We start from the raw sequence: 14,591 nt of genomic DNA on the forward strand, positions 1-14,591 counted from the left end.
CACCACCACGTTCACCCTCCCGCTCCCGGAGGTCCACTGCCATGCCCTCAGCCTTACTGTCCGCTGCCCAACTCGCCGTCACCGTGGCCCTGGTGGCGTGGATGATCACCGGGTTCACCCGCAGGCCCGGCCGCTGGTTCCGCTATCCCCTGTTCTCCCGGGCCACCTTCGTGATCATCGACCTCACCGGCACGAAGGACGGCCAGAGCGAGCCGGTCAACCCGTACGCGTTCCTGTCGCCGGGCACGTTCCTCCTTCCCCCGCCGCAGCTCCAGACGGTCATCGACCACCTGATCCGCACCGGCCGCTACGACCGGATCGACGGGCAAGGCCGGTGCCTGTCCGTCAAGGGCGAGCAGCCGATCGAGGTGAGGGACAGCCATGTGGTTCTTTGACGCCCTGATCTCCGGCTTCCACAGCCCCACCGACCCCGGACGCCTCCAGTTGTTCCGCATCGTCTACGGCACCGTCCTCGCCGCGCGGTTCGCCCTCGCCCTCGGCCAGGGCGGCTGGAGCCGGTTCGCGCCCGGATCGATCAGCCTCCGCCTCGCAGAACAGCGCTTCGGCCTCCGGCGCGGCCGCCTGCTCGCCGGCGTCTACCGGCCCGCCCTGATCGTCCGCACGGCCGCCGCCGTCGCCCTGGCCGCCGGCCTCGTACCCCGGCTGGCGCTCCTGCTGGTCCTAGCCGGGGCCGCCATGGAACAGCTCTACCTCAAGAGCCCGAGCGCCGTACGGTTCACGCTCCTGACCGGAGCCTGCCTTCTCGTCGCCGGAGACCTCGGCCACGGCCTCCACCTCGAGCACCACCCCAGCACCGCCAACACCTGGGCCCAGGTCCTCATAGTGCTCGTCACGACGGACCTCTACTGGAACAGCGCCCTGCAGAAGTACCGGTCCCGCCAATTCCGTACCGGCCTCTTCCTCGCCCAGTGGATGCACGCCTACACCCAGCTCAAGGACCGGGTCCCCTACCGCCGCCAGCACGCCATCCCCGGCTTCGTCCACCGGCACACGGGCAACCTCACCGCCCGTGACATCCGCCTGTGGCGGCTCGTTGCCGTCACCATCATCGTCGCCGAGGTCGCCCTGCCCGTCGCGCTGCTGATCCCGCAGACCACGCCGTACGCCGCAGCCGCTGGCATAGGGATGCACGCGGCGTTCACCTGCCTCAAACCGCGCCAGCTCCTGACGTTCTCCGGCCTCACGGTCGGCTCCTACTTTGCTTTCGCTGCCTGAGCGACCAAGCCCAGCTCCATCGACTTCGCCGCGGCCGCCCTGCGGCCTCGGCGGCCTGATGCCCCGCTGTCCATGCGGGCGTCAGGCAGGCGATCGTCCAGGGACGGAGTAGGGTCAACTCCGAGGCGTACGAGGCAAGGAGGAGGGGACTCCCGGTGGGTCAGGTGTGGATCGCAACGCACAACGCGGACTCGTGGCAGGCGGCTGGCGCGAAGCGGTACCCCGTCTGGTTCGCACTGGTCAACGCGGAGGACATCCGCACCGTGTACGTCAATACACGTGAAGGAGCCGGAACGTCGGTCGTCGCCCTCGTCAAAGGCTCCGGCCTCGATGGCAGCGGAGACTCCACCGTCCTGGCCTCCCGCTCCGAGCCAGCCGGCGCGCAGGACCTGCCCGCGCTGCCCCCACTGTTCCACCTCGACCTGATCGAGACCCTGCACCAGGCCCGACAGCTTGACGAGGCCACGCCGGTCTACGTCCGGGCCGAATGCGAGAAGGGTTCCTGGCGGTGGCGGGTGTACACCTACGAGCAGCTGCGTGAGCGGATCGAGATGGAGAACCTGGCCGCGGAAGCGCTGTGACCTGGTGCCGGAAGTAATCTCGGGCCAGATGCTCGGGGCTGCACGCGCGCCGGAAGCGGGCGGGCCTGCTCAAGAACCCGCCCCGCAGAGGAAACCGATGCCGAAGATTGACCACGGTGAACTGGCGGGACGCGAAGATGTCGAGCGGCATCATCGGGTCGGGGCGCCGCTTCTCTACGACGATGAAGGCGACCCCAGCCGCCACACCTGCCACCGCCGTGACCGCCACGATCAGCGAGTCCTCCCCGGCCTCGATCAGTGCATACGTCACCAGGGCGAGGGACAGGGCACCGAGCGCGGCGCCCAGTTCACAGCCGCGGCTCCTTCGCGACCGCAGGCTCGGCGGCAGACAGGGCGAGGCGGCGACGGGTCTCGAGCTGAGCCACGGCCTGCTGAGGGATGGTCAGGAAGACGCCGTCCAGCAGCGCACGGGCTTTGGTGTACGCAGCCCGGCGCTCGTGCTCCCGACGGTCGCCAACGTCGCCGCCTTCATCGAGGGCCAGCTTCAGAAGTCCGCGGGCCTTGGCGACCGTGGCGCGCTGCTCATGGGGAAGGTGCCGTGTGCCAGTCATCCGAGCGTGTTCGTCGGCAGTCCGCCATGCAGTCTTCAGCGCGCTCACCGCTTCGCGGTAGGCGGCGAGGTCGCCACTGCGGCGGGCATCGTCCGCACCGTCAAGGGCGTGCAGCAACGCCTCGGTCTGCGGGACGGTGACATCGTTGAGCGCAGGGCGGTCCAGCCACTCCAGGACATCGGCCAGGTAGTCGCCGTACGCCGTGACGACGGCATCGTGCTCGGCCTCGATCACCCGCCAGCGGGCGACGTGCGCGGCCTTACGGCGCTGGCGCCGGTGCAGGTACACGGCCGTCGGCGCCACGACCGACACGACGGCGAGTAGGCCAAGTCCCCACCACAAGAAGCCATCCGGCAGATCGAAGCCCGCCTCCGGTGTGCTGCTGTCGGTGGGCGAGGCAGAAGAGGCGGGGGCTTCGCCGAGCTCGTCCAAGACGGTATCCGAGAGGGCCTCGTAGAGATCAGGAAGGACGCTCTGGTACGTGAAGCCGCCGAAGATGAGGATTCCGGCGCCGAGCAGGTAGCGCGGCTCTCTCCGAACGGCCCATGCGACCAAGAAGGACACGCCGGAGAGGAGCAGGAGACCGCCGATCAGATGGCTCAACCCGTCGAACATCAGCATCGTCCACGGCTGCGGTGCGCGGGTGGCGTCGTCATCGATGTGACCCCCTTGGTCTCGGCGAGCTCATTCTGCCGCTGCGGTACGACATCAGGCGTCGTTGGCCGTTCTCGTCCCAACTGCGGCGGCTCTACGGCGTGCGATCCTCGGCCGCCGACGTGGGAGGTTCCTTGAAGTCGGTGCGGGCCGGAGGCTCGGCCAAGACACGGTCCTTGGCCGGGTCCCAGGCGGTGCAGTGCGTGGTGATCCGGCTGTCCTCGTCGTAACGGACGGTGATCTGCCACGTCGGCCACGAGGGGCGCGGCCCGCGGTCGATGGCGAGGACCTCGTACGCCGATCCCTGGTAGCCGTGGTCGTATCGGCCTCCCACCTTCCGGGGGCCGATCTGCCGGTTCAGCCAATTCTCCTCGGCCAGTTCCGGGTTGTCGTCGGAGCTGACGGTTCCCCCGCACTGGGTACAGGCGTCTCCCGCCGTGGCGGTGCCGCAGTGAGCACACTCCCACGCAGGGCGCTCGCATCCGTGACAGGAGTCGTAGTCGCTGGGGTTCTCGGCGCCGCAGGCACACAGCCATAACGCCCCGAAGTGACGGGCGCTGGCGAGGCCGTTCTCAAGCTGGGTCACTGGTGTCGTTCTCCTTGGGTGTGGTGGCACCGGCGGTGGCCCGGGCCCCAGCACAGTATGTCTTGACGGTCAAGAAAAGCAAGACCATCAATGAATTGACTACCGTCTGGGAATCCGCGACGATCAGGGTATGGCGAACACCGAGGACGAGCGCGAACTTGCCGACGCTTTGCAGGGACTGCGCGACGCAGAAGAACGGCTCGCCCAGGCCCTGCGCACCTACCTCGCCCCCGACCCGCTGACCGGCCGCCCTCCCCACGGACGGATCGGTCGCGCCATGACACTCACCGGCTGGGGCGAGCAGCGGGTGAAAGAGACCGTCAACCCCGGCCTGGCCGAGCGCCGCCGCGCTCAGCGGGCCGCGGCCAAGCAGAACGGCAGGGAGAGGACATGAGCGAGTTCGCGGCGATCGACGCGCTGCTCGAAGCCGTGCCGGAGCCGACGGCGCTGCCGCCAGCGGAGCGGCGCCGGCAACTGCGCGAGGAACTCGGTCTGCCGCGCGCGCAGGTGGCTCGCGCCCTGGGAGTGAGCCCGTCCACTCTTGGTGGCTGGGAGGCGGGCAGCCGCGATCCCAGCGGTGAACTCCGCGCGAAGTACGCCTACTTCCTTGAGCAGGCTGAGGCGAAGGCGAAGGTCCGCGCTCGCGCTCCCGAGCCCCAGGACACGGGTGCCGATGCACCTCCCGTTGTCGCATCCGACGACCTTGGTGCCGAAGGCGCCGACGAGGACCAGGAGCTCGCCGTGGCGCAGCCGTGCTGCCTGTGCGGGCAGCCTGCTCGCCACCAGGTGGCTGGCTACCCGCAGCACTTGGACCCTGCCGAGTGCGCCGCGGCCGTTGCGCGGAGCTCCTCCACCCATGCCGAGGCCCCCGTGGCGTCGCCGTCATCCCCGACGCCGGTCACGTCGCGTCCTGCCCGTCGTACCACGCAGCGCCCGACACGCGCGCCCGGTCAGAAGGTCGTCCCGGTGGGCAGGCGTGCCAAGGCTGCCTCTGAGATGCCGGACCTGATCGGCGACGCGGTGGCGGCCGCGCTCGCGAAACACGAAGGTGACGTCGAGGCTGCGACCGCAGCCTTGATCAAGCGAGCGATCCCGGATGCGATGGCGCTGCTGGACGAGACCCGCAAGGGTGGCCGCTACGACGTCGTGGCCCACCCTGGGATGCCCGACATCCTGCGCAAGCAGAGCGCCCGCGGTCCCGACTCGGTGTGGGAGGCCCGCCCCAAGTGGACCCGCCCGGAACTTCCTCCCGGCACGCACGAGGTAACCGCACTCGACATCAACGGCGCCTATCTCAGCGCGCTCAAGACGTGGCTGCCGCTTGGCCATCTGGAGCACTCCACTGGCAATCATCACGACCGCCGTCGCGCTGGCGTCCACCTGATCACCCCGCCGGACTGGGAGCACGACGCGGTGCTGCCCAACCCGATCGGCAGCCGCGACGAGCCTGGCCCGCTGTGGGTCACCGAGCCCACTCTCCGGCTGCTGCTGCGTGTGTCCGGTCCGAAGTACGGCCTGTGCGACCCGCCGGAGATCCATGAGTCGTGGACCTCGGGGGCCACGGAGAGCCTCCTGGAGAAGTTCCGCATCGTGCTGAAGGACGCTCGGGACAAGGCGATCGCGGAGGGGGACGGGGTGACGGAGGAGTACGTCAAGGCGATGTACTCGAAGTTCGTCTCGACTCTGGGGGAGTCGAACTTCAACCGGGAGATCTACCGGCAGGACTGGATGCACCTCATTCGCTCGCAGGCTTTTTCCAATCTGTGGTGGAAGGCTCACCGGGCGTACGACGAGGGCCTGATGGTCGTGCGCGCGATGGGCACCGACGAGCTTCACGTGATCGGGGACTGGAAGAGCGTCTTCCCCGAGGGGCGTGGAGTCACCGAGGTGAAGCCCAAGGACGTGTACCAGATCGGCGAAGAGCCTGATCCGGCCGAGGGCATGGAGTGATCCTCATGTGTCCCAGGATGGAGGTCGACAGCGAACCGGCGAGCGGGAGAGGCGAGCATATGCTCCTCGACCTGTTCCTGAATCTCGGCAACGTCCACCACGGGCCAGACGTCTCAAACTCGCAATAAACAGGGCGTAATTGATATATTCTGGCCCATATTGAGCCGTAGATGGCATGCCTAGGAGGGCAAAACCGAATGCCGGAAAGGAACCTTGAGTTCGGGAAGTATGGTGCCAGCGGCATCAAGGGCCACCTCGCCGTCGCCCGACAGCTTGACCGCCTCGCCGGCTACATCGCTACCCCCATCACGGCCCGGCGTGGCCTGCTGGCCCGCCTGCACTACCTCACCCGCACCAAGCACGCACGTCAGGCCACCCGCGACGCTGGCCTGACCGTCACCGACCGCACGCTGAAGGCATGGCTGGACGGCAAGCAGAACCCCTCCAAGAAGAACTTGGAGAACATCGAGAAGGCCTACCGGACGGTCCGCCGCCACAATGTGTCCCGCTACCTCCTCAACCGCCTCAACAGAGAAGGACGCGGCACACGGGTTGAGATTCACCCCTTGAACCAGTCCCAAGTGCCCCGCCCTCGCCAGCGCGTTGTCGACTACCGCCGATTCAACGTCCGCCACTGGGACGACGTCGTCCAGGCCTGGGCCGATGACGACGACCAGGCGTTGGATGATGCGTGGGTGGAACAGATCGTCGATCTCGGCAGCCAGTGGGGCCAGTACGAGTACGTGACCAACGTGGGGTTCGCCGCGTGAAGACTGGCTGCCAGTCTGGTCAGCGTGTTCTATATGGTCTGGCGCGATCACGCTAAATCCGCCCCGTGCGGGCATCTGAGGCCCGTACTGCCGCAACAGGCTCTTCAGCCGCCGAACCTCCTGCCACGATGGCACCATGACCGTGAATCCGGCGACGCGATATCCAACATCGACTGTTGTCCTGCCCGACGGCCATCTCTACCTGATCGCCGACCTTGCACCCAGGACGGATACTTCTCGATCTCGCGCGATCCTGATGAAGCCGAGCCTGCCGCTCTACGCCACCCCCGATGAGGGTGAGGACGGCTCGCCGGGCGAGGGCCCTGGGCCGGGTCTCACGAGGTGAGCTTGCTCCTTCTCTTACCTCGAACAATGTCCCGAACGCGATCACTCGTACGAGGATTCTGGGGACGTGAACACGGCCTCCGTCTGAGCCTGCGCGCCGAGCCGGGTGGGCAACCCCTCCCCACTGGGGACGCTGCCCGGCTACCGTGGGGGCATGAAGGAGATCCGCATCGAGGTCGACGACGAGACATACGAACAACTGCAGCGTCTTGCCGCCGGCGCCGAGCCGGGACAGTACGCCAAGCAGCTGCTGACCGCTGACCTCGCGCGGGCACAGTTCCTCGATGCGGCGCGCTCCTTCGCCGGCGAGCACGGGCCGGCCTTCGCCGAGCACTTCGGCGCGGGACCGAGCAGCCACGCCGCCTGACCCATGCCCTTCGTCCTGTTCATCGACGAGCGCTGGCTCCTCGACGTCGCGCAGAACCTCGTCCCCGGTGACCCCGACATCACCGACTACGGCGCGCTGGCCGCAGCCGTCGCCCGCCACCAGCACGAGGTCATGGGGACGCTGGTCTACCCGGCCCCACACCACCGGGCTGCTGCGCTCTTGCATTCCCTCGCCAGGATCCCGGCCCTCGAACACAGCAACGAGCTGTTCGCCGCGCAGGTCGCCTACGCCTACCTCCACGCAAGCGGCGTCCAGGTCAAGGTCAGCAGCCGGGACGCGATCGCCCTGGTCGAGAACGTCGTCGCGGGACGCCGCGATGTGCGACAGGTGGCCGAGGAACTCCGGAACTGGGGCTGAGCGTCACCGGCGTACGAACGTGACGATTGGGGCAGCGGCCAGTGGAGATGCGCCATCGGACGTTCAGGTGGAGGCGAGTCGGCGAGCCTGAGCCGCAAGGTCTGGGTCCCAGGAGGACGAGGCCGGGTTGCAGCCAGCCACCCACTCGGGCAGATCTTCGTCGGAAGGCTGCGCGCTACCGCCCCACGTGGTGCCCGGGTGGATATGGAGAGTGTGAATATCGCGCCGGGCGACGCGGTCGTACTTGACCTCGGTGGCCGCGTTGTAGACACCCCACCCGGACACCGTGATCGACATGCGCGCGGCGCGTCCGAAAGCGACGGCCGGCGGCCGATGGTGGAAGAAGAACCAGGTCTGCCCCAGTCCGGCAACCGTGAGGCCGACGGCGTAGCCGCGCCGCACGACCCGTTCATCGCGAAAAATCTGCCGCGGCAGCGAGTCGACCGTCTTGATGTGGTCGTACTGCGTCGTGCTGTTGCTGTCGAACCAGTTGGTGCCCTCGATCGCCATGGGGCCTCTGTACTGCGCTGCACCCGAGGTCTCCAGGCGACACCACGGCCGCTCACCCGCCCGGAGGGGCGTCCTGAAGGCGTCGGCTGCCGGGGACGCGACGCTCGGCATGCTCGTGTCCTGGCACAGCTCACCCTTCATCTCGCAGGACAGCTCGATCGTGCGTACGTGCGCTGGCGCGGACACAGCTCTCGAACGTGTGTTTCGAACACTTGCGCGAATGCGGGGTATGGTGGATACCTAAGGAGATGCAGGCCGGGCAGGGGGTGCATGAGCGACGGGAGGTGCGGGGCGATGGTTTTACTCACTTGCACACCGCCTCCGGATTCTCGGCTCGCTACGGCGCCTCCCACCCCAAGGACCTGGTGGCCCGCGCGGCGGAGCGCGGCATGAGCGCCCTCGCACTCACCGACCGGGACTGCGTCACGGGGATGATCCGCTTCGTGAAGGCCTGCGCCGCTCAGGGCGTGCGACCCATCCTCGGTGTCGACCTCGCCGTCGCAGCACACGCCCCCGCAGGCCCTGCCCAGAGACGTCGTACGCCGGTGAGGGGCGGCGCCCATGTGGTCGAGCCCCGGATGCGCATCACCCTGCTCGCGCAGACGAAGGAGGGCTGGGCGCGCCTGTGCCGGCTGGTGTCGGCCGCGCATGCCGCGGCCGCGGGTGGCTCCCCGCTGTTGCCCCTTCCCGCGCTCGCCGAGCACGCCGGGGACGGTCTGGTCGTCCTGCTGGGCCCGGTGTCCGAACCGGTGCGCGCCCTGGCCGCAGGCCGCCCGGACGTCGCCGAGCAGCTGCTCGCCCCGTGGCGCGCGCTGTTCGGCGCAGGCCTGCGCCTGGAGTGCGTGTACTACGGGCTGTCCGGCACCGGACCAGGATCGCTGAGGCTGGCCGCGCGCACGCTGCAGCTGGCCGACCGCATCGGCGTGACGGCGGTGGTGACCAACGCGGTCCGGTACGCCGATGCTTCCCAGCACCGGCTCGCGGACGTGCTGGACGCGGCCCGGCTGCTGCGGCCGATCCCGTTCCGCCGCCCGACCGGGCTGGACCTGGGCGAGCGGTGGCTGAAAGGCCCCGAGGCCATGACCGAGGTCGCCGCTCGGATCGCGCACGCCGCTGGCGCGGGCCCGCAGCGCGCGTCCCGACTCCTGGCCGAGACCGCGGCAACCGCCGCGTCCTGCACGCTCGACCCGGTAGCCGATCTCCAACTGGGGGTGCCGCACTTCCCGGAGCCGGAGGTCGTCGGGGCCGGCGGCGAAGCGGGGGAGGCGGACTGGCTGCTGCGCGAACGGTGCGAGGCCGGGCTGATCCGTCGTGGCCTGGACCGCGACCGGGCCGTACGGGAGCGGATGGAGGAAGAGCTCGAGGTCATCGCCCGGCTCGGGTACGCCACCTACTTCCTCACCGTCGCCACGGTGGTCGCTGACGTGCGGGAGATGGGCATCCGGGTCGCCGCGCGCGGCTCCGGCGCGGGCAGCATGGTCAACCATCTGCTGCACATCGCCACGGCCAACCCCCTCGACCACCACTTGCTGATGGAACGCTTCCTGAGCGTCAGGCGCCGCTCCCTGCCGGACATCGACATCGATGTGGAATCCGCCCGCCGTCTGGAGGTCTACGACCGCATCTTCGACCGGTTCGGTGCGAAGCGGGTTGCGGTGACCGGCATGCCGGAGACCTACCGTGCCCGCCACGCCTTGCGCGACACCGGCCTCGCCCTGGGGATCGCGCCGCACGTGGTGGACCGGGTGGCGAAGTCCTTCCCGCACATCCGCGCGTGCGATATCCAGGCCGCGCTCGCCCAACTGCCCGAGCTGAAGCAACTGGCCGCGGAGGCGAGCCGGTTCGGGATGCTGTTCGAGCTCGCCGAGGGCCTGGACAAGCTGCCGCGCGGTATGGCCATGCACCCGTGCGGCGTCATCCTGTCGAACGCGTCCCTGCTGGACCGGCTGCCCGTCCAGCCCACGCCGGGCGGCGAGTACCCGATGGTGCAGGCGGACAAGGACGATGTCGAGCTCGACGGGTTCGGACTGGTCAAGCTCGACGTCCTCGGGGTGCGCATGCAGTCGGCGATGGCGCACGCCGTGACCGAGATCGAGCAGGCCACCGGACGGCACATCGACCTGGACGACCCGGAGCAGGTGCCGCTGGACGACTACTTCGCCTTCAAGCTCATCCAGGACTCCCGCACCATCGGCCTGTTCCAACTCGAGTCATCCGGCCAGCAAGATCTTTTGTCCCGGCTGCAGCCGCGCGACGTCCAAGACGTGATCGCCGACATCAGCCTCTTCAGGCCCGGGCCGGTGGCCGGCGGCATGCCCGAGCAGTACATCGCCGCCCGGCACGGCGCCGAACCCGTCTACCCGCACCCGGACCTGGAGCCGATCCTGCGGGACACCTACGGCGTGGTCATCTGGCACGAACAGATCATCGACATGATCAGCGTGCTCACCGGCTGCGACCGGGCACTCGCCGAACTCGCCCGCCGCGCCCTCGCAGATGCCGAGCGCCTGCCCAAGCTGCGGGAATGGTTTCACACCAAGGCGATGGCCCGCGGGTACGACCCCGCCATGCTCACGGGCGTGTGGGAGACCATCGAGGCCTTCGGCGCCTACGGCTTCTGCCGCGCGCACGCGGTCGCCTTCGCCGTCCCGGCCCTGCAGTCGGCCTGGCTCAAGGCACACTTCCCGGCCGCCCTCTACGCGGGCCTGCTGGAACACGACCCGGGCATGTGGCCCAAGCGGATCATCGTCGCCGACGCCCGCCGTCACGGCGTTCCCGTCCTCGGCGTCGACATCAACCGCTCCCGCCCCCACCACAGCATCGAGCAGACCGCCGACGGCACATGGGGCGTGCGCCTCGCCCTGAGCGGCGTGAAGAACATCAGCGAGACGGACGTCGCCCGGATCGCCGACCACCAGCCCTACACCTCCCTGCAGGACCTGTGGCAGCGCGCCCGTCCCGCCCGGCCGACAGCTGAACGCCTCGTGCAGATCGGCGCCCTTGACGCCCTCGCCGGCACGCAGACCCGCCGCGACCTGCTGCTGCAGATCACCGAACTGCACCGGCACGCCCGCACCCGCACCACCACCGGCCAGATGCCCCTCGACCACGGCCAGGACCAGGTGCCCGCCCCGTCCGGGCTGCCGGAGATGACCAGCCGCCAGGCCCTCGGCGCCGAGCTCGAACACCTCCAGATCGACGTCACCCGGCACCTGATGGACCACCACCATCAGCTCCTGCGCGAGCTCGGGGCAGTCCCCGCCGCCCGCCTCGCCCAGCTCTACCCGGGCCAGCAGGTCCTCGTCGCCGGGGTCCGCGCCTCCACCCAGACCCCGCCCATCCAAAGCGGCAAGCGCATCATCTTCGTCACCTTGGAGGACGGCACCGGCATGACCGACCTGGCCTTCTTCGAGGACAGCCACGACGCCTGCGCCCACACCATCTTCCACTCCGGGCTGCTCCTGGTCCGCGGCCAGGTCCAGCGCCGCGGCCGCCGCAACACCCTTACCGGGCAGCGGGTATGGGATCTCGACGAGCTCGCCGCCGCCCGCCGCGACCGCGGCCCCGAAGCCGTGACCCGCCTCTTGGGCGACGACCTTCCGCCCCCGCCCGCCCCGGCCCGCCCGCGGCCGCAGCGCACCCTGCCGGTGGAGACCGGCGCCGCCCTGCACCCGTGGGCCGACCTGCAGCCCGCAGGCACCCGCTCCGCCGACCTCACCAAGCTCGGCCACACCAGTCCCGGAAGCCCGGGGTGAGCGCCATGACCCCGACTCAGCCCCCGATGCGGCACATCGTGCACGTCCACTACCACGACCTCGCCCCCGGCGACCCGCGTTACCCGCAGGTGCTGGACCTGCTTGCCACCATCAGCGCCCGCGTCCAGGCCCTCCCGCCCGACGCCGCGATCGCTGACATCACAGGAGCGGAAAAGTACTTCGACCGCGATCCCGAAGGCCTCGCCCAGATGATCCGGTTGCGTACCCTCGCCTGGACCGGCGTGCCCACCACGATCGGCGCCGGCAGCAGCCTCATGCTGGCTGCCATGGCGGCCGCTGTCACCGAGCCCGGCGGCCTCACCGTCATCGACGACACCGACGAGGCGATCGTGGCCTTCCTCCACCTGCGCCCCGTCGCAGCCCTGCCCGGCGTCGGACCGGCCACAGCGCGCACGCTGATCCACCACGGCCTGGAGACCGTCGGCGACGTCGCACGCACCCCGCTCGCGACCCTGCAACGCCTGCTCGGCGCCGCCGCCGGCCGCCAACTGCACGAGCGCGCACACGCCCACGATCCGAGAACCGTTGTCCCGAATGCCCTGTCCAAGACCACCACCGTCAGCCACGGCTTCGACCGTGACGAACTCGACCCGGACGAACACCACCGCGCTGTGCTCGCCCTCACCCACCAGCTCGGTGCCCGCCTGCGCGACGACCAGGCCGTAGCCCGCACGCTCACGCTCACCGTGCGCTACGCCGACCGCACCACCACCAGCCGCACCCGAACCCCGTCCGAGGCCACCGCGCACACCCTGGCCCTGACCCGGACGGCCGCCGGGCTCTACGAGAGCCTTGGCCTGCAGCGCGCCCGGGTACGCGCACTGTCCCTGACCGCCGAGCTCACGGATGCGACCGCCGCCGCCCACCAGCTCACCTTCGACCCCGACGACACCAAGGCCCGCCGCATCGAGGCTGCCGCAGACCGCGCCCGCCGCCGCTTCGGCGTCGACGCGGTGCTGCCCGCCGCCCTCGCCGGGCGCCGCGGCCGCCCATGACGGGGGAGTCACACACCGTGGAGACCACGTACCTCGCCCGGCTCAGATTTGTGGCCAACGGCCCCATCGTGGAGGGGGAGTGGGATGTCCTCGACACCGCCCAGCACCGGTACACGGAGTGGGTCGGGCTCTACAGCAAGGACCCGAAAGTGGTGGTGTGGCTTATCGAGAAGACGGAAGGCCGGGAGCACGTCCTTCGGACTTGGACGGCACACGGCGAGACCACGCAGTAGTACGCAGGGGTGCCCGGCGCGCTGAGTGGGACACGCCTGTACACCGCCAAGGGCGACATAGGATCCGTCGACGTGGCACACACATTCGATGAACTGGTGGAACTGCAGAGAGCCGCCGATGAGGCGCACGGTCGAGTACTGGAACTGCGGGACACCTACGGCCAGCCCACGGCGACGCCCTGGACGGTGGAGCAGACCGGGAATTACGAGACGGCCTGGCAGCACTGGCGGGATCTGGCCGGGAAGGTCCAGGCCGCCGTCACCGCGCACGCGAAGGAGAACGACGAGCCCCGCTTCGGCATTGAGGCCGCCGTACGGACCAAGGCCCGTCATCCCGAGGTTCAGTCGGCGGCAGCGTAGGCCCGCGCCCTGCGGCCACGTCTCCTGCTGGCCCCCCTGGGCTCCGCGCGCGGACTGATGCGCATGAGGCTGCGGCTGTCCGCATCCCCGGGCGGTGTCCATCATCGGGGACACCGCCGATCACCCACTGCAGAACGGGACGTTCGGGCCCGGCGTGCCCCGCTCAACGGCCGGTCCGCCGCACCATCGAGCTCCCCAAGGCCCGTGCCGCGGATACGGTGAGCTCCATGGTCGCGGACAGGGTGTGGCACCGGTTGGGCGGAATCGGGGTCGCCGTCGTCTTCACGATCGTCATGGCCGTGGCCAACTACGCAGGGGACCCGTCTGCGGGTCAGGTGCTGGTGGCGGTGGTCTTTGCCGGCGGGCTGCGTGCCGCGGTGGGGTTCAGCGCGCTGGGCAACATGGGGATCACGGGCCTGTGGCGCCAGCAGATGACCTGGGATGTGTACCGGGACCGCGTGTGGAAGCCGCACGAGGCCGCTCTGGCGGCCGAGGCAGACCAAATGCGCAAGGTCGACGCGCGCGTCACGACCTTCGCAACCGAGCATGGCATGGAGCGCATCACCCTGGCCGTGGCCGGCGCCCGGCTCGGCTGGTGGGGCGCCGCCGAATCTGTTCGCAGTTCCAGGACGTTGGGCCACATCGAGCTGGGGCACTTCTGGTTCTTCCCCGAGGGCGCGGCGAGTCTGCCGCACATCGTGGAGCACGAGCTCGCGCACATCCAGCGCAACGACTCCCGAACCTTCGTGCTCATGGCCTCGGCCGGGGCCATGAGCAGCGTGGCGTGCGCCGGCCTGCTCGCTCTCCCGCACGCCGCCGCGGGGATCACCGTGCTCTTCGCCGTGTGCACCGCCACCTCCTGGTGGGCAGAGTTGGCCTGTGACAGGATCGCGGCTCGGCGGTGCGGGCGCAGCGTAGCGGTGAGCGCGCTGACGCACTTCCTTGACGATAGCCGGGCACTGCCTGCGCCGACCCGGCTCGTCTCCACGGCAATCGCGCTACGCAGCCATCCGCCGTTCCGCCTGCGCCGCTGGTGGATTCAGCACGCATTGGCACCTGCCAGCTGCCCGGCAGATTGACTGGAGCGCTTGCTCGAGAACGCGCGGGCCGAACGCCTCCGTGCATGCCATGGCGCTGCCCCGGGCTCGTGCCGAGCGCGCGGGACTGGTGTCCCAGGAGGCTTTGCCGCACGGTGACCACGGTGGCAGGGTTGTCGTTGCGGGGACATGCACGAATGTCTTGATTCCGCGACGCAGCAACTGATCTGTTCCCGCGCCC

Annotated in this window: 17 protein-coding genes and 1 pseudogene; 14 read left to right on the forward strand and 4 right to left on the reverse strand. The window is 69.6% G+C overall.

The window, feature by feature from the left end:
* The first annotated feature begins 41 nt into the window (after positions 1 to 41).
* The 3 genes from PBV52_RS51165 (at position 42) to PBV52_RS51175 (ending at position 1,817) form a co-directional block, all read left to right on the forward strand.
* The gene (locus tag PBV52_RS51165; protein WP_274250121.1) at positions 42 to 395 is read left to right on the forward strand and encodes a hypothetical protein; all 354 of its coding nucleotides are present in this window, start codon (positions 42 to 44) and stop codon (positions 393 to 395) included.
* Complete coding sequence (locus PBV52_RS51170; protein ID WP_274250123.1) at positions 382 to 1,236, forward strand: hypothetical protein; 855 nt, start codon at positions 382 to 384, stop codon at positions 1,234 to 1,236. The genes PBV52_RS51165 and PBV52_RS51170 overlap by 14 nt, the downstream gene beginning before the upstream one ends.
* Before the next feature lie 155 nt (positions 1,237 to 1,391).
* Positions 1,392 to 1,817, forward strand: coding sequence for a hypothetical protein (locus tag PBV52_RS51175; RefSeq protein WP_274250124.1), 426 nt, complete (start codon positions 1,392 to 1,394; stop codon positions 1,815 to 1,817).
* A 103-nt stretch (positions 1,818 to 1,920) separates the two neighbouring features.
* Here the strand turns inward: PBV52_RS51175 and PBV52_RS51180 are convergent.
* From PBV52_RS51180 to PBV52_RS51190, 3 genes and pseudogenes are all read right to left on the reverse strand, one after another.
* Positions 1,921 to 2,124, reverse strand: a pseudogene (locus tag PBV52_RS51180) (MFS transporter); the annotation flags it as partial.
* Between the two features lies 1 nt (position 2,125).
* Positions 2,126 to 3,010, reverse strand: coding sequence for a hypothetical protein (locus PBV52_RS51185; RefSeq protein WP_274250126.1), 885 nt, complete (start codon positions 3,008 to 3,010; stop codon positions 2,126 to 2,128).
* A 127-nt stretch (positions 3,011 to 3,137) separates the two neighbouring features.
* Positions 3,138 to 3,629, reverse strand: coding sequence for a hypothetical protein (locus PBV52_RS51190; protein WP_274250128.1), 492 nt, complete (start codon positions 3,627 to 3,629; stop codon positions 3,138 to 3,140).
* A 130-nt stretch (positions 3,630 to 3,759) separates the two neighbouring features.
* Here PBV52_RS51190 and PBV52_RS51195 point away from each other — a divergent pair, with 130 nt between their 5' ends.
* The 6 genes from PBV52_RS51195 (at position 3,760) to PBV52_RS51220 (ending at position 7,439) form a co-directional block, all read left to right on the forward strand.
* Positions 3,760 to 4,023, forward strand: a complete 264-nt coding sequence (locus PBV52_RS51195; RefSeq protein WP_274250130.1) for a hypothetical protein — start codon at positions 3,760 to 3,762, stop codon at positions 4,021 to 4,023.
* Complete coding sequence (locus tag PBV52_RS51200) at positions 4,020 to 5,579, forward strand: helix-turn-helix domain-containing protein (RefSeq protein ID WP_274250132.1); 1,560 nt, start codon at positions 4,020 to 4,022, stop codon at positions 5,577 to 5,579. Before PBV52_RS51195 ends, PBV52_RS51200 begins: the two co-directional genes overlap by 4 nt.
* A 197-nt stretch (positions 5,580 to 5,776) precedes the next feature.
* Complete coding sequence (locus PBV52_RS51205; RefSeq protein ID WP_274250134.1) at positions 5,777 to 6,349, forward strand: transcriptional regulator; 573 nt, start codon at positions 5,777 to 5,779, stop codon at positions 6,347 to 6,349.
* Between the two features lie 136 nt (positions 6,350 to 6,485).
* The gene (locus PBV52_RS51210) at positions 6,486 to 6,695 is read left to right on the forward strand and encodes a hypothetical protein (RefSeq protein WP_274250136.1); all 210 of its coding nucleotides are present in this window, start codon (positions 6,486 to 6,488) and stop codon (positions 6,693 to 6,695) included.
* 153 nt (positions 6,696 to 6,848) lie between these two features.
* A complete protein-coding gene (locus PBV52_RS51215) occupies positions 6,849 to 7,061 on the forward strand; it encodes a hypothetical protein (RefSeq protein WP_274250138.1) in 213 nt (70 codons plus the stop codon).
* Positions 7,062 to 7,064: 3 nt separating this feature from the next.
* A complete protein-coding gene (locus PBV52_RS51220; protein WP_274250140.1) occupies positions 7,065 to 7,439 on the forward strand; it encodes a fic family toxin-antitoxin system, toxin component in 375 nt (124 codons plus the stop codon).
* A gap of 63 nt (positions 7,440 to 7,502) precedes the next feature.
* On the opposite strand, the gene PBV52_RS51225 is transcribed toward PBV52_RS51220, so the two are convergent.
* A complete protein-coding gene (locus tag PBV52_RS51225; RefSeq protein ID WP_274250141.1) occupies positions 7,503 to 7,949 on the reverse strand; it encodes a hypothetical protein in 447 nt (148 codons plus the stop codon).
* A gap of 248 nt (positions 7,950 to 8,197) precedes the next feature.
* Between PBV52_RS51225 and PBV52_RS51230 the strand changes: the two genes are divergently transcribed.
* The 5 genes from PBV52_RS51230 to PBV52_RS51250 all read left to right on the forward strand — a co-directional run bounded on the left by PBV52_RS51230 (position 8,198) and on the right by PBV52_RS51250 (position 14,392).
* Positions 8,198 to 11,704: a DNA polymerase III subunit alpha gene (locus PBV52_RS51230; protein ID WP_274250143.1), complete on the forward strand. Its 3,507-nt coding sequence runs from the start codon at positions 8,198 to 8,200 to the stop codon at positions 11,702 to 11,704.
* Between the two features lie 26 nt (positions 11,705 to 11,730).
* Complete coding sequence (locus tag PBV52_RS51235) at positions 11,731 to 12,720, forward strand: hypothetical protein (RefSeq protein WP_373922057.1); 990 nt, start codon at positions 11,731 to 11,733, stop codon at positions 12,718 to 12,720.
* Between the two features lie 17 nt (positions 12,721 to 12,737).
* The gene (locus PBV52_RS51240; RefSeq protein ID WP_274250147.1) at positions 12,738 to 12,953 is read left to right on the forward strand and encodes a hypothetical protein; all 216 of its coding nucleotides are present in this window, start codon (positions 12,738 to 12,740) and stop codon (positions 12,951 to 12,953) included.
* 72 nt (positions 12,954 to 13,025) lie between these two features.
* A complete protein-coding gene (locus tag PBV52_RS51245; protein ID WP_274250149.1) occupies positions 13,026 to 13,313 on the forward strand; it encodes a hypothetical protein in 288 nt (95 codons plus the stop codon).
* A gap of 227 nt (positions 13,314 to 13,540) precedes the next feature.
* Positions 13,541 to 14,392, forward strand: a complete 852-nt coding sequence (locus tag PBV52_RS51250) for a hypothetical protein (protein ID WP_274250151.1) — start codon at positions 13,541 to 13,543, stop codon at positions 14,390 to 14,392.
* Positions 14,393 to 14,591: the final 199 nt, after the last annotated feature.

The organism is Streptomyces sp. T12, assembly GCF_028736035.1.
Classification (GTDB): domain Bacteria; phylum Actinomycetota; class Actinomycetes; order Streptomycetales; family Streptomycetaceae; genus Streptomyces.